At 49.8% G+C, this 21232-nt stretch carries 21 protein-coding genes, 1 tRNA gene and 2 pseudogenes; 17 read left to right on the top strand and 7 right to left on the bottom strand.

Annotated elements, in window-relative coordinates; all coding sequences use genetic code 11:
* The first annotated feature begins 38 nt into the window (after nt 1-38).
* From crl to proA, 3 genes are all read left to right on the top strand, one after another.
* Nucleotides 39-440: a sigma factor-binding protein Crl gene (crl, locus tag JL05_RS24010; RefSeq protein ID WP_004930258.1), complete on the top strand. Its 402-nt coding sequence runs from the start codon at nt 39-41 to the stop codon at nt 438-440.
* 116 nt (nt 441-556) lie between these two features.
* Complete coding sequence (proB, locus tag JL05_RS24005) at nt 557-1660, top strand: glutamate 5-kinase (RefSeq protein WP_033634090.1); 1104 nt, start codon at nt 557-559, stop codon at nt 1658-1660.
* A gap of 9 nt (nt 1661-1669) precedes the next feature.
* Entirely contained in the window at nt 1670-2923 is a 1254-nt protein-coding gene (gene proA, locus JL05_RS24000; RefSeq protein ID WP_033634089.1) for a glutamate-5-semialdehyde dehydrogenase, read from the top strand.
* A gap of 110 nt (nt 2924-3033) precedes the next feature.
* Here proA and JL05_RS23995 read toward each other — a convergent pair whose 3' ends face one another.
* A complete protein-coding gene (locus JL05_RS23995) occupies nt 3034-3282 on the bottom strand; it encodes a helix-turn-helix domain-containing protein (protein ID WP_033634088.1) in 249 nt (82 codons plus the stop codon).
* A 104-nt stretch (nt 3283-3386) separates the two neighbouring features.
* On the opposite strand from JL05_RS23995, the pseudogene JL05_RS23990 reads away from it, so the two are divergent.
* From JL05_RS23990 to JL05_RS23980, 3 genes and pseudogenes are all read left to right on the top strand, one after another.
* Nucleotides 3387-3612, top strand: a pseudogene (locus JL05_RS23990) (helix-turn-helix domain-containing protein).
* 162 nt (nt 3613-3774) lie between these two features.
* A tRNA-Thr gene (locus tag JL05_RS23985) sits at nt 3775-3850 on the top strand.
* Between the two features lie 162 nt (nt 3851-4012).
* Nucleotides 4013-5203 (top strand): tyrosine-type recombinase/integrase, encoded by a 1191-nt coding sequence (locus JL05_RS23980; protein WP_033634086.1) that lies wholly within the window; start codon nt 4013-4015, stop codon nt 5201-5203.
* A gap of 267 nt (nt 5204-5470) precedes the next feature.
* On the opposite strand, the gene JL05_RS23975 is transcribed toward JL05_RS23980, so the two are convergent.
* Together JL05_RS23975 and JL05_RS23970 are read right to left on the bottom strand one after the other, a co-directional pair.
* Nucleotides 5471-5725, bottom strand: coding sequence for an ogr/Delta-like zinc finger family protein (locus tag JL05_RS23975; protein WP_033634085.1), 255 nt, complete (start codon nt 5723-5725; stop codon nt 5471-5473).
* Nucleotides 5722-6447, bottom strand: coding sequence for a hypothetical protein (locus JL05_RS23970; protein ID WP_033634084.1), 726 nt, complete (start codon nt 6445-6447; stop codon nt 5722-5724). Before JL05_RS23970 ends, JL05_RS23975 begins: the two co-directional genes overlap by 4 nt.
* Nucleotides 6448-6989: 542 nt before the next feature.
* Between JL05_RS23970 and JL05_RS23965 the strand changes: the two genes are divergently transcribed.
* From JL05_RS23965 to JL05_RS25515, 7 genes are all read left to right on the top strand, one after another.
* Nucleotides 6990-7253, top strand: coding sequence for a helix-turn-helix transcriptional regulator (locus tag JL05_RS23965; RefSeq protein ID WP_033634083.1), 264 nt, complete (start codon nt 6990-6992; stop codon nt 7251-7253).
* Nucleotides 7250-7495, top strand: a complete 246-nt coding sequence (locus JL05_RS23960) for a hypothetical protein (RefSeq protein ID WP_033634082.1) — start codon at nt 7250-7252, stop codon at nt 7493-7495. Before JL05_RS23965 ends, JL05_RS23960 begins: the two co-directional genes overlap by 4 nt.
* A 5-nt stretch (nt 7496-7500) precedes the next feature.
* Nucleotides 7501-8049, top strand: coding sequence for a host cell division inhibitor Icd-like protein (locus JL05_RS25125; RefSeq protein WP_072010137.1), 549 nt, complete (start codon nt 7501-7503; stop codon nt 8047-8049).
* The gene (locus tag JL05_RS23950) at nt 8046-8309 is read left to right on the top strand and encodes a hypothetical protein (RefSeq protein WP_016928972.1); all 264 of its coding nucleotides are present in this window, start codon (nt 8046-8048) and stop codon (nt 8307-8309) included. The genes JL05_RS25125 and JL05_RS23950 overlap by 4 nt, the downstream gene beginning before the upstream one ends.
* A complete protein-coding gene (locus JL05_RS23945) occupies nt 8306-8641 on the top strand; it encodes a DUF5375 family protein (protein ID WP_033634081.1) in 336 nt (111 codons plus the stop codon). The genes JL05_RS23950 and JL05_RS23945 overlap by 4 nt, the downstream gene beginning before the upstream one ends.
* 11 nt (nt 8642-8652) lie before the next feature.
* Nucleotides 8653-11001: a primase-helicase zinc-binding domain-containing protein gene (locus tag JL05_RS23940; RefSeq protein WP_033634080.1), complete on the top strand. Its 2349-nt coding sequence runs from the start codon at nt 8653-8655 to the stop codon at nt 10999-11001.
* A gap of 589 nt (nt 11002-11590) precedes the next feature.
* A complete protein-coding gene (locus JL05_RS25515; RefSeq protein ID WP_156106909.1) occupies nt 11591-11734 on the top strand; it encodes a hypothetical protein in 144 nt (47 codons plus the stop codon).
* 46 nt (nt 11735-11780) lie between these two features.
* Here JL05_RS25515 and JL05_RS25115 read toward each other — a convergent pair whose 3' ends face one another.
* On the bottom strand, nt 11781-12662 hold the full coding sequence (locus JL05_RS25115; RefSeq protein WP_072010133.1) for a LysR family transcriptional regulator: 882 nt from the start codon (nt 12660-12662) through the stop codon (nt 11781-11783).
* A 261-nt stretch (nt 12663-12923) separates the two neighbouring features.
* Here JL05_RS25115 and JL05_RS25110 point away from each other — a divergent pair, with 261 nt between their 5' ends.
* Nucleotides 12924-13496 carry an NADPH-dependent FMN reductase gene (locus tag JL05_RS25110; RefSeq protein ID WP_072010132.1) on the top strand — a complete coding sequence of 191 codons (573 nt, stop codon included), beginning with the start codon at nt 12924-12926 and terminating at the stop codon, nt 13494-13496.
* 45 nt (nt 13497-13541) lie between these two features.
* Here JL05_RS25110 and JL05_RS25105 read toward each other — a convergent pair whose 3' ends face one another.
* Nucleotides 13542-14174, bottom strand: coding sequence for a glutathione S-transferase family protein (locus JL05_RS25105; RefSeq protein ID WP_072010131.1), 633 nt, complete (start codon nt 14172-14174; stop codon nt 13542-13544).
* Between the two features lie 257 nt (nt 14175-14431).
* Entirely contained in the window at nt 14432-15013 is a 582-nt protein-coding gene (locus JL05_RS23935) for an isochorismatase family protein (protein ID WP_033634079.1), read from the bottom strand.
* Between the two features lie 621 nt (nt 15014-15634).
* Here JL05_RS23935 and JL05_RS25510 point away from each other — a divergent pair.
* Nucleotides 15635-16725 (top strand): annotated as a pseudogene (locus tag JL05_RS25510) (IS3 family transposase); the annotation flags it as partial.
* A 36-nt stretch (nt 16726-16761) separates the two neighbouring features.
* Here JL05_RS25510 and JL05_RS23920 read toward each other — a convergent pair.
* A protein-coding gene (locus tag JL05_RS23920) for an IS3 family transposase (protein WP_202963937.1) occupies nt 16762-17897 on the bottom strand; the annotation gives its coding sequence in 2 pieces (ribosomal slippage) (nt 16762-17651 and nt 17651-17897; 1137 coding nt in all).
* Between the two features lie 768 nt (nt 17898-18665).
* On the opposite strand from JL05_RS23920, the gene JL05_RS25095 reads away from it, so the two are divergent.
* Both JL05_RS25095 and JL05_RS25090 read left to right on the top strand, forming a co-directional pair.
* Nucleotides 18666-19736: an HlyD family secretion protein gene (locus JL05_RS25095; RefSeq protein ID WP_080353185.1), complete on the top strand. Its 1071-nt coding sequence runs from the start codon at nt 18666-18668 to the stop codon at nt 19734-19736.
* Nucleotides 19737-19746: 10 nt separating this feature from the next.
* Nucleotides 19747-20757 (top strand): DUF2955 domain-containing protein, encoded by a 1011-nt coding sequence (locus JL05_RS25090; RefSeq protein WP_160125727.1) that lies wholly within the window; start codon nt 19747-19749, stop codon nt 20755-20757.
* The last annotated feature ends 475 nt before the right edge of the window (nt 20758-21232 follow it).

The following is a 21232-nucleotide window of genomic DNA, read 5'->3' as shown; positions in this document are numbered from 1 at the left end:
TTGTTAAAAAGAGTGGTCTACATTGAGGAGGTGAGAGAATGACGTTACCGAGTGGTCACCCTAAAAGCCGACTAATGAAACGTTTTGCCAGCTTGGGGCCGTACCTGCGTGAAGGGCAATGTGAAAACGACCGTTTTTTCTTTGATTGTTTGGCCGTCTGCGTCAATGTAAAGCCCGCTCCGGAGAAGCGCGAGTTCTGGGGCTGGTGGATGGAGCTGCAGGCGGAAGAGGCGCGCTTCACCTATTCGTACCAATTCGGCCTGTTCGACAAGGAAGGCGACTGGACGGCGCAAAACATTAAGGATGATGAAGTGAACGCCAAGCTGGAAGACACCCTGCGCGACTTCCATCGCCGCCTGGGCGAGCTGCTGGCGACCATGGAGCTGGGGCTGGAACCCGCCGACGATTTCAAAGAAAAACTGATCAAACTCTCCGCCTGACCCCGTTTGACCACGTATTGTGCTGATTTCGCGTTGTGCCTGTTGGCATAACGCGTCTCTCCTGTTACAAAGACCTTTGCACTCTTCTTCTCATCATTACACACGGCAGAAATACTATGAACGGCAGCCAGACATTGGTTGTGAAATTGGGCACCAGCGTGTTGACCGGCGGATCGCTGCGTCTGAACCGCGCCCACATCGTCGAATTGGTGCGCCAGTGCGCGCAGCAACACGCCGCGGGCCACCGCATCGTCATCGTCACCTCCGGCGCCATCGCCGCCGGGCGCGAACACCTGGGCTACCCCGAGCTGCCCGCCACCATCGCCTCCAAGCAGCTGCTGGCGGCGGTGGGGCAGAGCCGGCTGATCCAGCTGTGGGAACAGCTGTTCTCCATTTACGGCATCCACGTCGGGCAGATGCTGCTGACGCGCGCCGATCTGGAAGACCGCGAGCGCTTCCTTAACGCGCGCGACACCATGACGGCGCTGCTGGACAACCGCATCGTGCCGGTAATCAATGAGAACGACGCCGTCGCCACCGCCGAAATCAAAGTGGGCGACAACGATAACCTGTCGGCGCTGGCGGCCATTCTGGCCGGGGCCGACAAACTGCTGCTGCTGACCGATCAGCAGGGCCTCTACACCGCCGATCCGCGCAACAACCCGCAGGCCGAACTGATCCGTGAAGTGCACGGCATCGACGACGCGCTGCGCGCCATCGCCGGCGACAGCGTCTCCGGTCTGGGCACCGGCGGCATGGGCACCAAGCTGCAGGCGGCCGACGTGGCCTGCCGCGCCGGCATCGACGTGGTGATCGCCGCCGGCAGCAAGCCGGGCGTGGTGGCGGACGTGATCGAGGGCAAACCGGTAGGCACCCGTTTCCACGCGCTGGAAACCCCGCTGGAAAACCGCAAGCGCTGGATCTTTGGCGCGCCGCCGGCCGGTGAGATCACCGTCGATGACGGCGCGGTGGAAGCGATGATGGCGCGCGGCAGCTCGCTGCTGCCGAAAGGCATCCGCGAAGTGAAGGGCGACTTCTCGCGCGGCGAAGTGATCCGCATCCGCAACCTGGCGGGGCGCGATCTGGCGCATGGCGTCAGCCGCTACAACAGCGATGCGATGCGCATGATCGCCGGGCACCACTCGCAGGAAATCACCGAAATCCTCGGTTATGAATACGGTCCGGTGGCAGTGCACCGCGACGATATGATTGTCAGTTAAGGAGTGAGCATGCTGGAGCAGATGGGGAAGACCGCCAAGCAGGCCTCCTGGCAGCTGGCGGTGCTGAGCACGGCGAAGAAGAATCAGGTGCTGTCGGTAATGGCCGACAGTCTGGAAGCCAACAGCGAAGCGATCCTGCTGGCGAACGAACAAGACATGGCGCAGGCGCGCGCCACCGGCATGAGCGAAGCGCTGCTCGATCGCCTGCTGCTGACTCCGGCGCGGCTGGCGGCGATCGCCAACGACGTGCGCCAGGTGTGCCGCCTGAACGATCCGGTCGGCCATGTGCTGGACGGCAACCTGCTGGACAGCGGGCTGAAGCTGGAGCGCCGCCGGGTGCCGCTCGGCGTGATCGGCGTGATTTACGAGGCGCGGCCGAACGTCACCATCGACGTCGCCAGCCTGTGCCTGAAAACCGGTAATGCGGTGATCCTGCGCGGCGGTAAAGAGACGCACAACACCAACCAGGCGACGGTGAAAGTGATCCAGCAGGCGCTGGAACAGTGCGGCCTGCCGGCTGCGGCGGTGCAGGCGATCGACAGCCCGGATCGCGCGCTGGTGAACGAACTGCTGCGCCTGGACCGCTATGTCGACATGCTGATCCCGCGCGGCGGCGCCGGCCTGCACAAGCTGTGCCGCGAGCAATCGACCATCCCGGTGATCACCGGCGGCATCGGTGTGTGCCACACCTACGTGGATGCCGACGTCGATTTCGACAAGGCGCTGACGGTGATTGAAAACGCCAAGATCCAGCGCCCCAGCGCCTGTAACTCGCTGGAGACGCTGCTGGTGAACCGCAGCATCGCCGCCGAGTTCCTGCCGGCGCTGAGCGCCAAAATGGCGGCGGCGGGCGTGACGCTGCACGCGGCGGAAAACGCGCTGCCGCTGCTGCAGGGCGGCCCGGCGACGGTGGTGCCAGTGAACGCGGAAGATTACGACGACGAATGGCTGTCGCTGGATCTGAACGTGCTGCTGGTGGACGATATCGATCAGGCCATCGACCACATCCGCACCCACGGCACCAACCACTCCGACGCGATCCTCACCCGCTCGCTGAGCAGCGCCGAGCATTTCGTGCGCGCGGTGGACTCCTCGGCGGTGTACGTCAACGCCAGCACCCGCTTCACCGACGGCGGCCAATTCGGCCTGGGCGCGGAAGTGGCGGTGAGCACCCAGAAACTGCACGCCCGCGGCCCGATGGGCCTGGACGCGCTGACCACCTACAAGTGGATCGGCTACGGCGACGATCTGGTGCGCAGCTAAGGCCGGATTGCGGTCATAAAGAGGTCAGGGCGCAGCGTGCTGCGCCCTGATTGTTTTTGGGGAAGAGAACTTAAGCTGAGAATCCGTTTATCTGAGAAGCGGGCTCCCCTTTATCTCAGCTTTCTAGCGTTACGTCCAATGCGTTCCATAATTGGCCCGGTATTTACATCCAGTAACCGTGCGATCAAGGCAAATTCCACGACATCCAATTTCCTTTCGCCATTTTCAACCTTAGCGATAAAGGATTGTGGGCGGCCAAGTGCTTCGGCTAACTTGACCTGAGTGATGCCTTTTTCTATACGAGCGTCTCGAAGTATTTTTATAACCAATTGATATTCTGCTGAATAAACTGAGGTCATGACGTTTTCCGCGAGTGATATCCCAAAATCGAATATCTGCGATTGTCGTAATTATCCCAAAACGGGATAATTACGAGGCAAGGTAATCAGGAGGATTAAACATGATGGATAAACAAGATTGGCATCCGGCGGACGTCATCGCCGCTTTGAAGAAGAAGGGCACGACTTTGGCTGCTGTTTCCAGAAAAGCCGGATTGGCATCTTCTACGTTAGGCAATGCTTTGGCTCGACATTGGCCAAAAGGGGGAGAGGCTGATCGCTGAAGCATTGGAGTTGGCGCCGGCGGAAATATGGCCTTCAAGATATGGCGGTATGAAGCGCCTTGAGTGAATGACGGGAGCTGCACGAGCCGCGTTGATGCTCGTGTGGTACGACCTTCAAATCGCCACTGATGATAAAACAACCAAACGCCCCGGCGGCTATTGACTCATTTCGTGCACAGGTCTACCTTGTTCAACGCACTTCCGGCTTGCCCCGCAGGCCCGGCTCGATGCCGATATAGCTCAGTTGGTAGAGCAGCGCATTCGTAATGCGAAGGTCGTAGGTTCGACTCCTATTATCGGCACCATCCTCTCTTCCTGTAACGTCCGTAATCATCCAAAAATACATTAAATAACAATGCATTGATTGGGTTTTATGTCCGTGATTGTCCGGCGCCGTCCTGTGGAATCCAATATCAGGTGTGTGTAGAATTGCGTGTACTTCTGTTCGGTCTTGAATTTCTATACACATGCGACTTAATAACTTACAAATCCGGAATGCTAAGCCCACCCCTAAACCTTACACGTTGAGTGATGGGTTGGGCTTATCCCTTTTGGTTGAACCCAATGGCAGCAAGAGCTGGCGCTTTCGTTATCGCTTTGCCGGTAAGCCCAAGATGATTTCATTCGGCGTCTATCCTGCCGTTTCGTTGGCCGATGCTCGGTCAAAGCGCGATGAATCCAGAAAGTTAGTTGCTGAGGGGCAGAACCCCAGCACAGTTCGTAAAGAGAAAAAGCTGGCGCAGCTATACGGGAATGCAAACACCTTTGAAGCGATCGCGAAGGAGTGGCATCAGTCCAAATTGGCGACGTGGTCAGCAGGGTATGCGGCCGATATCATGGACGCGTTCAACATTGATATTTTCCCCTATCTGGGACAGCATCCCATTTCGGCGATAAAGCCGCTTGAGCTACTCACAGTGCTTCGCAAAATTGAGGCGCGTGGGGCGCTTGAGAAAATGCGTAAGGTCAGACAGCGCTGCGGTGAGGTCTTCCGATATGCCACGGCAACCGGGCGGGCGGAGTTCAACCCAGCCGCCGATCTCTCCAGCGTTTTGATTAGCCCAAAATCTACTCATTATCCTTTTTTATCCGTTGACGAAATCCCCGATTTTCTTGCGGCGCTGGAGATGCACTCCGGCAGTCGGTTGGTACAGCTGGCGACGAAGTTACTGATGTTGACCGGAGTCAGGGGGATTGAGCTGCGCATGGCGCAATGGCATGAGTTTGATCTGGATAACGCGCTTTGGGAAATTCCGCAGGAGCGCATGAAAATGCGCCGGGATCATCTCGTGCCGTTATCGACGCAGGCGGCGGCCATCCTGAATGAACTGAGAACCTATACGGGCAACTATCGCTATGTTTTCCCGGGCCGTAATGACGTCAACAAGCCGATGAGCGAAGCGAGTATCAACCAGCTCCTTAAGCGTATCGGCTATCACGGTCGACTCACCGGCCACGGCTTCAGGCACATGATGTCCACGATTTTGCATGAGCAGGACTTCAATACAGCCTGGATAGAGATGCAGCTCGCCCACGTGGACAAGAACGCCATTCGCGGCACTTACAACCATGCTCAGTACCTTGAGAAGCGTCGTGACATGTTGCAGTGGTACGCCGATTTTATCGCGGGCCTTGCTCGCCAGTCTCACAGCCAATAAAGCGTTAAAACCCCCTGGCGCGCAATGCTACCCCCGCCTCGCCTGCGCGCTTTCTGTGTCGCTTTTCATGCACCCGCATGAGAGACCGCAGGCCGCGCCAGTACTGGCTCGGATGGGGATGAAATGTGCATTTTCTTGCATGCAAAATCATGCACCCTATGCATGCACGCGCAATTTGTGGCTGGCTAGCCAGGAAAAAGGCTGTTTTGGGTGAGGCGGAAGGAGAATGCCCCGCGATGCTGGCGAGAGCGGCGGGGCGGAGTGTGATTAGTGCAGAGTAGGATTGCTGTTGTAACGGCGATAGCGCTTCAACGTCCGTTTCTCCGGCGGTGGCAAGGCGTTCTCATCGACCGGTTGCGCTTGTATCGGCTGGCACAGGATTTTATCGACGCTTTCCACCGTCTTGAATGTGCAAGAACAGGTCAGGCTCTGACATTGGTAATACGCCTCTTTCGTCCGCTCCGTGATATAGCGGCTGGTTCGTGTATAGGACGCATGAGTGCACAGCGGGCAGCGCATCATGATTTGGCCCCTTTCTGCTGCATGCATTGACGTTTTTCCGCTAATTCTGTTACCCCTTGCATCTGGCGCATCGGGCATCTTTGTCGTTCCCGCAATACGCCGGTTTCTTGCGGTATCGTCAGGCCAATCTCATTCAGCACCGGGTGGTCGATATTTTGTGTAGCCATGGTAGCGCGAATGCGGCCTTGTAGCGTGCCCAGTACCTGTTGCTCAATCATTTTCATCGGATTGTCCGCATAGACGCCGTAAGCCCGTGAAGCCAGTGCACACGCCTTGATAACGTCAGGGCTGATAAGCGCCTTGCTCAGCGCATCCACTGCCTGATGCATCGCATGAGCCGCAAAGGTCGTGAGGGCGTCTTTGTGCGCGCTCACCACCTTCGGGGCTGTGCCGCCGCAGTTGAGGTGAAACTGCATTTTGTCCAGCTCCATCTCCTCAATCAGGCCGTCGAACTCTTTCGCCAGTTCCCGCTTGGAAATCCGACTGTGGTGCTGCGCTTGCAGTTCCGGCGTCATTTCTCCGCACAGTTTGCGAAACGGAGTGCGCCACTGGCTTTCTGCCTCCTGGCTCTGCACTTCGGTGTCTTTCTTCTGTTGGTGGCAGCGGGCAATGCCGGTTACGACGTCGGTCAACGCCTGGTAGTTTTTGTCGTGGGCGGCGCGAGCGTCGCGCAGGGCTTGCAGTTTATCGGTGATGTATTTCGGTAAGGCGGTGGTGCTCATGGTCGTGTCTCCGGTGTCAGTCAATGTGAGGCTATTCTGCTGACCGCCGTACAACATCGCCATTCATCCCGGTTGGACTGTCCCCAGGACAACAGCCTTGGGCACTGATGAGAAAACCATCAAGCCGTTTTTAGTTTTACCTAAAACTATTCACTACTGTTCACCTAAATAAAAAATATAGATAAATCAGTAAATAAGAGGGTGAACAGTTTTTTATAAACTCTTCATCCAGTGTTCACCACTGTTCACCCGGCCCAAAACGACCTTTTCCCTGGCTAGCGGTGTTTGGCGGTTTTTCCCTATTAATCAACCGTCCATTCATCGTTCAGGCTTTCCGGCCGGTTTGCCAACAAAGGTCAATAAATGCCAATAAAGGCCAGTATCGGCCAACGCTGTCCACTTGATTGAAAAGTAAGCATAAAATCTGTTCCATCACACAACAACGCCTTGTTGCCACCCCGGTAAATATTCACATAATAGGGCGCTACCGAAGTTCACACAGTCCCGGCCAGCGTTGGCCGGACACAAAGAGGTAGCGTTTTATGTTGACCGTTTCCACTCCCACCCCATTTACCCCGTCGCCGGTGCTTCCTGGCGGTTACACCCCGCGCGAACGTTTTATTCGCCTGCCGGAAGTGCTCTACACCACCGGCCTGTCTCGCTCCACCGTGTACGAGATGATGAGCCGCCGGCAGTTCCCGGCTCAGGTCTCCCTCGGCGGTAAAAACGTCGCCTGGCTGGCCTCCGAGGTCGAGCAGTGGATGGACGAGTGTATCGCCAACCGTCACCAGGGGGCCGCCGTATGATGCAGCTAACCTTTGGTCGCCAGCATTTCACCCTCGATGAGCGCGACGCGCTGTTTGTGGCGGAAGCTATCCTGTTGCAGCGTAAAGAGCCTGGCGTCGTCTTGCCGGATCACCGCAGCGAAAAACACGGCGTTATTCGTCTGGCGAGTCGCCAGGCTGAGCCGCGCCTGTTCCGTGCCGGGCCGGTGCCGCTGACTTGCGCGGCGACCGATACCCGCAACGACCAACTGACCGACTGTTGATCACTATGCGATCGATTGAACGTCCGGGGGCGTCTTACGGCTTGCCCCCACGTCCGGCCCTGCGCTATAGTCCTCCCGCTGTCGCAAAATCGGCAGCCGGGCGTAGGAACCCGTGTTTAATCTTGGCGACAAATGAACACGCGCCACGCGTGTTTTTTTATGTCACAGCCTTAGTGCGCTCATTTTTTGCGCGGTGGATGTTATGCTACCGCAGCAGTCAATCAATGGTGGCTCAGGCGGGGCAGCCTTCGGGCTGGCCGGTTTCCAAGGTTGCCGGTATTCCTACCCCCGTCTGGGCTACCACCATTGAGTGTAGGAACTCCGGTGGTAGCGGTAATTCGCTAACCTTGGAGGCTGCCGTTATGGCTACGACCCTCACCCCGACTCACCCGACATTTTGCTTTTTGTTTGCGGCCGTGCGTCGTTCTGCGTTGACTGCCGCCCCGCGTATCGTGCGCACCGTGGCGGATTCTGAGCACAACGCTCGCCGTCTGCTGGCCCGTGATTATGTGTTGTCCTTTGCCGGTCGTCTGCCGGTTAAGGCGGCAGCATGAATACCCTGGCCGACCGCTACTACCGCGACACCCATTACCCAATCCCGCATGCCGATTTTCTGCGTCTCCAGCATGCGCACGCCACCGGCGTGCTGTTCCTTGACCTGCTGGACACCCTCGACCTCGGCGGGCAGCGCCCCGACGCCGTGCAACAGGCATCGTTTGCCTCGGTCATTGCCTTGCTGACCGACCAGCTCGGCCACGTCGTCAACACCTGTGAAACCCAAATCCTTGCCCGCATGGAGGCCACCGCCGCATGAACACTGCATCCTGTTTACCGATTGAAGTCCGTACCGCCGTTTTCCGCCGCGCCGTGGCGCAAGCCTATCTGGATACCTGCGCCTTTTACCGGGTGAGCCTGGGGTACACGCTGGACGAGCTGCAGATGACGATTGCCCTGCGCCTGGAGGGACATTTTGTGCGGCAGTACGGCGTGGATGACGGCATGGACATGGCGTGCACCATGCTGAGCGACATGGTGCAGCCGGACGTTCTGGTGGCCGCACCGCGCTTGACCGCGCTGGGGCAAAAGATGATGGACGAGCTGTGCTGCGAGCGCCTGTCGGCGGCACAGAACGCCACCGTACACTGAGGAGAGAAAGGATGAGCGCCCAGTTCGTTTCCCAGACCGTACGCACCGCCACCGGCCACTGGTCGGTGATACTCCCGGCGCTCGGCATTGCCTTGCAGCCGAACGGCAAGCCGCAGCCGTGCCCAACCTGCGGCGGTAAAGACCGCTTTCGCTTCGACAACCAGGACGGACGCGGCACCTGGTTCTGTAATCAGTGCGGGGCCGGTGACGGCCTCAATCTGGTGGAAAAAGCCCTGTCACTGTCTGCCAGGGCCGCCGCCGAACAGGTGGCCGCCGTGATGGGGAATAACGCCAGCGCCTTGCCACCGGCCGCTGAGGCCCGCCATGCATCACAGAAGGACGGCGGGCAAGACAAGGCCGAGACTCAGCGCAAGACCGCGCGACAGGCACAGGCTCTGGTGGCTGCTGCTCGGCTCCAAACCGGCAACGCCTACCTGAGCGCCAAAGGCTGGCCGGAGGCAGAAACCCTGACTCTGCACGGCCAGCCGCTGCGTGTTGGCGGTATCACCTTCCAGCCCGGCGACCTGCTGTTGCCGCTGCACAATGCCGGGGGCGAGGTGGTTAACGTGCAACTGATTAACGCCAGCGGGGACAAGCGCATGTTGGCAGGCGGGCAGGTGAAAGCCACCTGCCACACCCTCTGCGGCCCGGACAACGCGGTTATCTGGCTCACTGAAGGCTACGCCACCGGCCTCACCGTGCATCGCCTGACCGGCGAAACGGTGTGCGTGGCGCTGAGCGCCAACAACCTGGCCACTGTTGCACAGCAGTTGCGCAGCCACTACCCGGACGCACGGCTGCTGTTGGCGGCCGATAATGACCGCAGCGGCACCGGGCAGACCCGCGCCGCCGAGGCGGCACAATTGACCGGTGGTGTCCCGGCATTGCCGCCCACGGAGGGCGACTGGAACGATATTTACTGCCAGCAAGGCGATGAGACCACGCGCACGCAGCTCCAGGCGCTCAGCCAACCGCCGCAGCCCAGCCCGTTCGACACGCTGAGCGATGCTGACCTGAAAGCCATGAGCGCCAGCGAGAAGGCCGAACTGCTGGCCGAGCATTACGGCAACACCCTGGCGGTGCCGCCGGTGGGGGAAGAGCTGTGCCGCTATGCGCGCGGCGCCTGGCAGGTGCTGCCACACCGACAGCTGAGCCGGGAGATTGCCGCGCTGTTCCAGAAGGTGCGCGCGCCGTTCTCCGCCGCCGGTATCAACAGCATTTTGGACACCCTCAAGCTGATGGTGCCGCAGATGGGCGAGCCTGCCCGCCGGTTGATTGGTTTTCGTAACGGGGTATTCGATACCGTCAGCGGCCAGTTCAGCGCCCACCGCCAGGAACACTGGCTGCGCACCGTCAACAGCGTGGACTACACGCCGCCGCGTGCCGGGGAGAACCTGGCCGATCATGCGCCGCACTTCTGGCAGTGGCTGGCGCGGGCCGCCGGGGGCAATTACGACAAACAGGAACGTATTCTCGCGGCGCTCTTTATGGTGCTGGCCAACCGCTATGACTGGCAGCTGTTCCTTGAAGTGACCGGCCCCGGCGGCAGCGGCAAGAGTGTGATGGCGGCCATCGCCCGGCTGTTGGCCGGTGCCGACAACACTACCTCGGCCACCATCGATAACCTGGAGTCGGCACGCGAGCGTGCCAGTGTGGTCGGCTTCTCGCTGATACTCCTGCCCGACCAGGAAAAGTGGAGCGGTGACGGGGCGGGCATCAAGGCCATCACCGGCGGCGATGCGGTCGCCATCGACCCCAAATACCGCGACGCCTACGCGGCGCACATCCCGGCGGTGATTTTGGCAGTCAACAACAACCCGATGCAGTTCAGCGACCGCAGCGGCGGCATCTCGCGCCGCCGGGTTATTTTGCCGTTCCCGGAGGCTATTGCCCCAGAGGAGCGCGATCCGCTGCTGCTGGCGAAGATCACCGAAGAGCTGGCCGTGATTGTGCGTCACCTGATGCAACGCTTTACCAACCCGAATGACGCCCGCGTACTGCTCCAGGCGCAGCAGAGTTCGGCGGAAGCCCTGGAAATCAAACGGCATGCCGATCCGCTGGTCGATTTTTGTGGTTACCTGACGGTGCTGGGCACCCCGGAAGGGATGATGATCGGCAATGCCAACATCACCCCGCCGAACCCACGTCGCTACCTGTACCACGCCTACCTGTCGTTTATGGCGGCACGGGGCTATCAGCACGTGATGAACCTGACGGCGTTCGGCCAGGCGGTGCCGCAGACGCTGAAAGAGTATGAGCATACGCTGCTGAAACGCCGCACCAAGCAGGGAATACAAACCAACCTGATATTGAGTGACGACTGCGAAGCGGACTGGTTGCCGAAATGTAGTTCACTATGAGCGGATATTTATTCAGCACTTTGGCCAGATTTTTAGGAATTGATGAATCAGGGGCTGCTTTTTAACCAGAGAGAGACAGGGGGATGATATCAAGATGGATTGCGGAATTTGTAACGGAATGGCGGCAATAAATAACCATGTGTTCGCTTTAATTTTAAACTCCTCGGGTGCGGAATTGGTTAAATCTTGGGCGATTTAGGGTTATGTATTAATTAATACCATTGCAGTTGTCGTGTTGGCCACATGATGAGTTTCATGAACAAAGCTCCTCATCGAGTTGAATCCAGCTGAGCTGCCAACGCGACAAAAAACAGAATTAACTTGAGGCGCCAGATATATAACTATAAATAAAATAGTTAAATTTTACGCACTGAGTCAAATTAGAGAGACTATAATCAAGCCACCTATGACTGACAAGTGCTCAAGCGCAATGTTAAATTCAATCTCTCTCTTCTCTCCAGTGAAGGTCCAAAATGGGTGCCCAAGGGGTATTGTCAACAATGTAAATATTATCAATGTGCAGACACCAAGCCACCCTAATCCGTATATATCTAAAATAATTGTTAATGATCCCATTAATTGAATTATTATGGTGAAAATTGAAGATAAAAAAGGAAAAGGGATTCCAATTTTTTTATTGGTTAATACGAACTTGTTGAAATTAAAAGTCAAAATGAAACCGCTAATCCAAAAAAATGATGTCAATAATATTTTAGCTAAAAATAAAATGTGAAATTCTTTTAGAAGGTCAGTAAACATAAGTAGGTCCTATATTAGTGTTATTTACGAAAGTAATCGCATAAGAAATCAATAAATAAAGATGTCTTAGCGGGAGTTAGTTTGTTTTCCGTTAGTATATATACAGATAGATTTTCTACAGAACATGAAGGTAGTATTTGTTTCAATTTACCTAACTGAATTTCTGGCTTTGCAATTTCTTCTGCCATTAATGTTATTCCTTCCCCTAGAATAGCGAATCGACATAGCATACCAACATTATTTATTTTGTAACGACTTTTACCTTTGATTTTATATAGTATGTTGTCAAATACAATATTCCACCCATCGTTTTCCAGAGGAGTATTCATAACTAAACATGAATGCTTTTCCAAATCTAAAGGATGGGCTGGCTCGCCATTTTTTCGTAGATACTCTGGTGATGCGTACAAATATCTATTCATACTTAACATATGTCGAGATATGAGTCCGGAATTTGGCATTTCGCCAATTCTAATAACTAGGTCAAAAGGTTCATTTATTAAGTCAACCTTTCTTGGAGTCATATCCAATTGAAATGTGATATCTGGGTGTTTTTTTGAAAATGCTACTATTGCTGGGGCGATGTAATATATTGAAAAGTCAGTGGGCAATGAAATCCGCAAGTTTCCAACTGGTTTTGATAAAAGGTCATTTAACAGAAAATGTGCATTTCTAGCTTCATCTATAATATTATTGCTACGTTCAAAGTATAGCTTTCCAGCCTCTGTTAATTCTAATTTTCTTGTTGAGCGACGAATAAGGCGTAGCCCAATTTCTTTTTCAAGCAGTGAAATTCTTCTCGATAGTGTCGATGATGGCATACTTAGGATCTCTGCTGCTCTTTTAAAGCTTTTATTTCTTACAACCTCAACAAAAATAGCTATGTCATCAAGTCTAAACATATTCCACACCCATGATTCTATGTATTAATAGGTAGTGCATCTATTTATAACTAAAGGTTACTAATCTGACAATGTCAAGCTAACCATCACTATAGTGTGAGGATTGTTATATTTACTATGAAAAAAGTGTTATTAACTAGATTAATGGAATTGTTTGTTTCAATAATCATCTTTATTAATTTATAAAAAAGGATTGTTGACATTTAATTAATTCGGGATTTATCATGTGGGTAGTATTTAATTTATAAAAGGGTTGAAACTATGAATGGTTATAACATCCTTATTTTATCTGGCTCAACAAGAGCTGGTTCGTACAATCAGCAACTAGCGGATTTATTTGGCGAGTATATAGAATCCAAAGGTGCAAAAGCCATAATGCTTTATCTGAGTAAATATCCATTACCTCTATATGAACAGGATATAGAGGTAAGTTCATTTCCAGAAAATGCATTCATATTGCATGAGATATTTTCACAAAGTGACGGCGTTGCTATTTTTTGCCCAGAATATAATGCTAGTTATCCTCCAATTATTTCAAACTTACTCGCATGGCTTTCACGAGTGGAAGGTGGTGGGGCCGCAATATTTAGTAAGCCCTATGCATTAGGTAGTGCATCACCGGGGAGTTTGGGTGGGTATCGAGGATTAATGTCACTGAGACAATCCTTGGTTTTACAATTAGGTTCAATGGTTTTACCTGAAGTGATTACTTTACCTTTCGCGCATCACGAATTTACAACTCAAGGGAGAATAAAAAATGAAAGAGCTATTGAACATCTTGAAAAAATGGCAATCGCCCTATTAAAATATGTTCAGGTTTTCTCTGGGAAATAAGTAGTCTGGCGCTGTAATATAAAGACAGTGCCTGGCTACATGATATCACATCATATTTTTTGATAATCTTTTAGATAACGCCAATATTTTTGCTATAACTGGATCTCTATTCATCTTTTTCATGAAATTAGCCAAGTTACTATAATTTCTCCAATTCTTGGGAAAACTATCTGTCCATCGTAACATTACAAATGCATATGCATCTGCCACTGTGCGTTTGTTTTTGAATATGTATTCATTTTTACCAATTACCAAATCAAGGTGTTCCATAAAAAAAAGTATCTTGTAGAAAGATGACATGGTTATTTCGTGAATAGAAGATTCATTGCGGAAAATATTAAACGTATCAGGTGAAAAATATGCTTTAAGTATAGGGTGAAACTCAGATGATAAAAAACTCATTATCTCGTCAAATTCAACTTTGTTTAAATAGAGGTCGTGTGCTGATGAATCTATATTAATATATCTGTCGGTAATGAAATTTAATATGGCATGGGTTTGGGTTATAATTTTACCATTTCCAAGATCCAATGCGGGAACTGTAAGTAGTGAGTTTATTTCTTTGTACTCATCTGATTTTGGATCAACCGGAATAATTTCATAATGTTCTACATTAGCCCATTCTAAAGCAATCCAACATGCGAGAGAGCATGTTCCTGGAGAGTGGTATAGTTTCATTTTAATTCCTTGGTTATAAACATTAGTGTATATTTCTAACGTTTTATTGTTTTTTAATTAACAAGTGTGGAATTCGGTTAATCAAAAATTAGTATCAATCCATATTGAATGTGCTAACTCAGGTCTATTTAATGCTGGTGCCATATTTAAGTTTGCGTTAGAAATTGAAAAGTAGAGTAGCAAGAAATCTTTAATTGTAAAATTATCATAAAATAAGACAAGAGTGGTTTGTGGGACTCCATTCCCACATTATACTATTACGAAAGTGAGTCAGCCATTATTGTTACTAATTTTGAACCTTCAGGCGTTGCCCAACTGACCGCTAGCTCAGCAATCAACTGATTAGTACTAGTCAAAACTGCGCCTGCATTCTCCATCCTGCGCAAAGCAATTTCATCAGCTATTTTGCTTGGTGAGCCCCCCGCATCCGCAACAACTTGAACTTCGTATCCCTCTTCCAAAAGCGTGAGAGTAGGATAGACAGTACATACATCGTTCGTCACCCCTGCTACAATAATTTTTTTTCGTCCAGTGTTCTTAACTGCCTGCGCGAAATTTTCATCGTCCATCGCATTAACTATTCCCTCACGTTTCACTCTATTCTTGAAAGATGCAGGAAGAATACTTTCCAACTCGGTTAGTAAAGGCCCTTGCACATTCTCTTCCATACTAGAAGTTAATATTGTAGGGATTCCTAATATTTGAGCTGCTTTTGCCAGCATCAACGCGTTACGTTTCAGTTCTTCAAATTGGATAGATTTAACCCAACTCATGGTTCCGACTTGGTGATCAATCAACAACATTGATGCATTTGATGAGGTAAATTGATTTCTAATCATAGGTTTATCTCTATTGGTTTTTAATTAATGCCTATTGGGTTAGGCTCCGTGCTATGCAAACATTCTACATATTATACAAACGAAACAAACACAAATAATGGATTTTATAATTCCATTTTCATGAGGTTACTCTGTGTCCTTAAATAAATACGACATGATTTTAAACGCAAGAGGCCTAGGTAAGTGCTCTGAATCTCCAGAAAGCTAGTAACACTAAGGAGATAGTTTTATTGCTAGCTTTAGATTGGTGGTTGGAGCCCGTCAAGATTGACGTTTTAGGTCCGGGTAGACGTAGATGGAGCACCGTTCATAGTTAGGAGATTCAATCGGCCTTTTTTGAATCCCTTAACCATGAACGGTGGCGAGGATAATGCAGGCGTTTAAATGCATTCCGGAACAAAGAAATAGACTAACATCAGGACAAAAAATTTCATGTTCCTTACGTCGTATTAATGCGACAGAACCCTAATAGGTTCCAGTTGAACAGAAGAAATCACATGATATCGTGCCAAAAGTTGCCAACCACCTCACAAATTTTTCGCCTTTCTACTGACCTGCTCCCCGTTGATTAATACACCGCGATGTTAGTAATGTCTTCATAAGCCACATGAGGACATCCCCATGAAGAAGCGTTTTTCCGACGAACAGATCATCAGTATCCTCCGCGAGGCTGAAGCCGGGGTTTCTGCCCGTGAGCTCTGCCGTAAGCACGCCATTTCCGACGCCACCTTTTATACCTGGCGTAAGAAGTATGGTGGTATGGAGGTGCCCGAGGTTAAGCGCCTGAAGTCGCTTGAGGAAGAGAACGCCAGACTCAAGAAGCTGCTTGCCGAAGCCATGCTCGATAAGGAGGCACTCCAGGTGGCTCTGGGGCGAAAGTACTGACGACAGACCAGAAGCGGGAAGCCGTTGAGTTTATGTGTGATGCGACCGGTCTGTCGCAACGTCGTGCCTGCAGGCTTACAGGTTTGTCCCTGTCGACCTGCCGCTATGAGGCTCAGCGTCCGGCGGCTGATGCGCATTTATCAGGGCGGAGCGCAGGCGTTTTGGCTACCGCCGCATCTGGCAGTTACTGCGCCGTGAAGGCCTTCATGTTAATCACAAGCGCGTGTACCGCCTTTATCATCTGAGAGGGCTGGGCGTAAAACGCAGACGACGTCGTAAAGGGCTGGCAACAGAACGTCTGCCGCTGCTCCGCCCGGCGGCGCCCAACCTGACCTGGTCGATGGATTTTGTCATGGACGCGCTCGCCACCGGTCGCAGGATCAAGTGCCTGACCTGTGTGGACGACTTCACGAAGGAATGCCTGACGGTCACTGTTGCCTTTGGGATTTCAGGCGTGCAGGTGACACATTCTGGACAGCATTGCGCTGTTTCGGGGCTATCCGGCGACGATAAGAACTGACCAGGGGCCGGAGTTCACCTGCCGCGCACTGGATCAATGGGCTTTTGAGCATGGTGTTGAGTTGCGCTTAATCCAGCCGGGCAAGCCAACGCAGAACGGATTTATTGAGAGCTTTAACGAACGATTTCGCGATGAATGTCTGAATGAGCACTGGTTCAGCGATATCGTTCACGCCAGGAAAGTCATTAATGACTGGCGGCAGGATTATAACGAGTGTCGTCCACATTCAGCACTGAATTATCAGACGCCATCAGAGTTTGCAGCACGGTGGCGGAATGGAAAATGTGAAGGTAAACAAACCGACATTATGGACTGCCCCCACGACAGTAGACAAATTCTGTCCTCACGACGAGGCCTGTTCGAAGGCCTCCGGACTGACGCCGCCGAGATGACTGTGGCGCCGGGCCCGATTGTAGAACACTTCAATGTAATCGAAGATATCGGCCCGGGCCAGATCCCGGGTTTTGTATATTCTCTTCCTGATGCGTTCTTTTTTTAGTGAACTGAAGAACGATTCGGCCACCGCATTATCCCAGCAGTTGCCACGTCGGCTCATGCTCGGAGCCAGGTTATTGGCCCGGCAGAAGCGCTGCCAGTCGTCACTGCCATACTGGCTACCCTGATCGCTATGTACGATGACTTCACTGTCCGGTTTTCGACGCCAGACGGCCATCATCAGCGCGTCGAGCGCCAGTTCGCGTGAGAGAGTCGGCTTCATCGACCAGCCCACCACGTTACGAGCGAAGAGATCGATAACCACCGCCAGATACAACCAGCCCTGCCAGGTGCGGATGTAAGTGATATCGGTGACCCAGACCTGATTGGCCCGGACAACAGTAAACTGCCGTTGCACGCGATTAGGGGCAACCACCGAAGGTCTGCCAACGATACGACGGGGAGCTTGATAGCCGCGTACGGCTTTGATCCGATTCAGCTGCATAATGCGACTTACACGATTTTTACCGCAGGTTTCCCCGATTTCATTCAGATCGCCATGAACCCGGCGATAGCCATATACGCCACCACTCAAGGAATATGAATCGCGGATGAGCGTCAGCAGACGCTGGTTATCTTTATCCCGCGCGGAGACCGGGTGATGCAGCCACGCATAAAACCCGGCCCGGGCAACGCACAACACCCGACACATCGTCATCACACCCCATACAGTGCGGTGCTCATTGATAAAGCGGTACTTTAGTCGGGCTCCCTTGCAAAGTACCGCGCGGCCTTTTTCAGGATATCCCGTTCTTCTTCGGTTCGTTTTAGCTGCGCCCGTAGTTGCAGGATCTCGCTTTTGGCTTCCAGTAAATCCCGGGCATGCTGTTCGCTGTTATCAGGCTTGATGGCCCGTAGCCACTTATAGAGGCTGTGCGCAGAAACGCCCAGACGGTCAGATACTTCAGCAACGGAATAACCGCGTTCCGTTATCTGACGGACGGCTTCTTCCTTAAATTCAGGTGTAAATCGTGGTGTGCCCATACGCTTCTCCTATGCTCAAACTATAGGGCAGGATCGTCTACCGGGGTGGGGTCAGTCCAACTATAGGGCAGGATCGTCTACCGGGGTGGGGTCAGTCCATTACTAACTGATGGCTGTATCTAATACTGGGGGCAGGTCACCATTTTCGAAGTTGACAAGGATCTAGATCTAGTTTCAATGCTAGAGCAACGTCAACGGCCCGTGGCTGGTACTCAAATATATCGGCGCTGAGTTTGGGCGAAAAACGGCTTTTAGTTCGTTTACGTTTAGTCATGAACCACTTAACCCAATTCTATTGTGTTGTATTAGCAATCCACGCAGTAATATGAAATTATGGAAGTTATGCATGATGGCGATATGTTAATGTTATCCCTAGCTAAACTTATGGAAAACTGTATGCCTTACATGTCTAAAAAGATGAAGAGATACAATATATTATTTTCGTTGATGGAGCGATGCTGTAGATTATATGAATTATATGTATATAAAATCATAATGAAACTAAATTTTTAAATCTGTAATGTGATAGTATTGAAAACTCCTCACTCCTCACTCCCCACTCCTCACTCCTCACTCCTCAAGAGTTTATTTATGCCTATGTGTTATTACTCAAACTTATAGAGCAATAGCATGTGTCTTAACGAAAAGGCGTATAGAATGGAAATGATAATTCCATTATTAGGTATTTACTTCATGAACTAAGTAAATGTATGCTTAATAAGCAAGCGTTTTTCATTACGCTGTCTTAACGGCCAAAGGAAAGAATACATGTCATTGTCATTAACTCCAGAACAACGATTTCGTCAATGGACATTATTAGGCATGTTGTTGGGGCTTGCATCTATTATATATTTTGTCATTTCAGACATTTCACACCCATTTACACCTCATTCTAGGCTAATATATAAAGTAATTACTGTGTCGCCAGAAGTCAGCGGCAAAGTGATCAATGTCGCTGTGAAGAATGATCAAAAAGTAAAAAAAGGTGATGTTCTATTTTATATAGATCCTACTGATTATATCTTAAATTTAAATTCGGCAAAGTTAAAACTTGAACAAGCCTATGAAGATAATAAAACATTAGACTCGAAAATTAAAGAGGCCGAAAATGAACTTAATTCTGCGGAAATATCATTGAAATTGGCTAGGGACGATGAGGACAGATATCTAAAACTCAATGCAATTGCTATATCCAAACAGCAAGTAGATAAAGCAATAGGTGACAGAGAAAAAAATGAAGCAAATGTAAAGCAATTGAAATATAATATCCTGTCATTGGTTACGCAACGGGGTTTATATGGTGATGAAAATCTTCAGATTAGGAAGGCTATGAATGATCTGGCTGTTTCTCGAACAGAATTAAATAAAACCACCGTGACCTCCCCCATATCTGGAACGATTAGCAATATGAATCTTAATACAGGACATGTTGTGTCACCTGGCGTTCCATTATTGAGCATAGTTAGTGATTCCGGTGTAATTTATGCCGATTTTCGTGAGAAATCATTATCCAAATTGAAAGAGAAAATTAGGGCTTATGTCGTATTTGATGCTATTCCTGGCAAAGTATTTAACGGCAAAGTTATAGGTAAAGACTCCGGTGTAATTAACGGTCAGTTATATGCTGATGGCAACCTAGCTAGTACAGAGCAAAGTGATCGATGGATTAGGGATGCTCAAAGAATTAGGATATATATAAATCTAGACGATCCTTTGCCTGATGGACTAACATCTGGAGCTAGAGCGACAGTCCAAATTTATTCAAGTAATGATACGCTAACAAAGTACTTATCAAGATTGCAAATAAATGTTATTTCTTGGCTGCATTATATTTATTAAGATGAATATTATGACTGAAAATGACTTGCAGCAAATAAAAAGAGTATTATTTGGTTCGTATTTAGGGTTTATTTTGCCTAAGATTTTCGATTGGGATTATGGTACTTACTTTTCACTATACCCAATACTTATTATGGGCTTATCTCCGGTAATTAATGCTCATATCATAAGACAGTTTTTGTTTAGTGGAGTGTTTAGCGTTGCTGTTGCTTATTTTATAACTGTTAACTCCTCTGTATCTATAGTCACAACAATAACATTATCATTTAGTATAAATGTATTTTGCTTTTGGATTATGTCTACAAATACCGCATTTTTAGCTGGCGCACAATCCTTAATTTCAATACATACATTAACTCATCTGGGCAGTTATCAATCTACAAATTTAAGTGATGTTTATACATCGGTGATTCTGGCAACATTTATTACAGCTGCTATTGTTGCCATTTCATTCTACTTCTTCCCGGATAGACACGAAAGGACTATAATCCAGAAATCTGTGCAGAGTAACATTGATAATATAAAGAAAACCATGTTGGGTTCTGTTGTGTCTTCGGTATCTTTAATGTTTTTTATGCTGTTTGATGAGAAAGATTCAATAGCAGCCCAAGTATCGTCTTTATTAGTGTTGTTTCCTATCAATTGGAATTTGATTTTTCATTCAAGTATAAAAAGAATATATGGGACAATTATTGGTTCATCTACTGCTTTAATTATACAGGTAATAGTTAGTGTCTTTAATGAAAATATTTTCATCATTTCATTTCTATATTGTTTCTGTATTATGCTATATACATCAGCACATATAAAAGAGAATGCTGGACCTGCAAAATGGTTTGTAGCCTTAACTACACTTAGTGTCATTGTTGGCATGAAAACTATGAATAGCGACATATCTTATTCATCATTGTATCGTTTAACGTCAGTTCCAATAGCGATTGTAGTAACCATAATGATAACTTATATAATTCACTTGGTTATTAATCAATTGTACTATTTTTTTTTGAGGATGAATAGATAATGTCTTTTCTAATTTAAGTTTTAATTGCTTGTTTTATAATGGCAGGAATAATGTAAAAGCATACCCATTATTAATACTAAGTTATCTATTGAACTTATAGTCATTGACTTTGAGTCCGCTCCTCTGACTAGCTACTTATACATTTCACTCTGAAGAAGAAATAGATGTCAGGGGCATTAAATGTTAAAATTTTTAGGTGTTAGGAATACTGGGTTAAGGGGAGGGAGTGGTAAAAAGGAATAGAGAGTTATTCAAGATAACTTAGCACGAGGGTACTATAACGTAGGTTGTGGATAAAATATTTTTATATATATCACTTGACGCCAAAATACTTTTCATGTGATGAAATGATAATCATTTTAGGAATTAATCACACACTCAATTACAAGATGTTTATCAAAGTATCCGCTCACTGTAGAAGTGGGTTTTTTATAAAAAAAACCTGCCTCTAGGGCGATTGAGGTAGGCTAAAATA

The sequence above is a fragment of the Serratia nematodiphila DZ0503SBS1 genome, from assembly GCF_000738675.1.
GTDB classification, from domain to species: domain Bacteria; phylum Pseudomonadota; class Gammaproteobacteria; order Enterobacterales; family Enterobacteriaceae; genus Serratia; species Serratia nematodiphila.
Note: the sequence above shows the minus strand (reverse complement) of the source record. Positions and strands in the feature narration are given on the sequence as shown.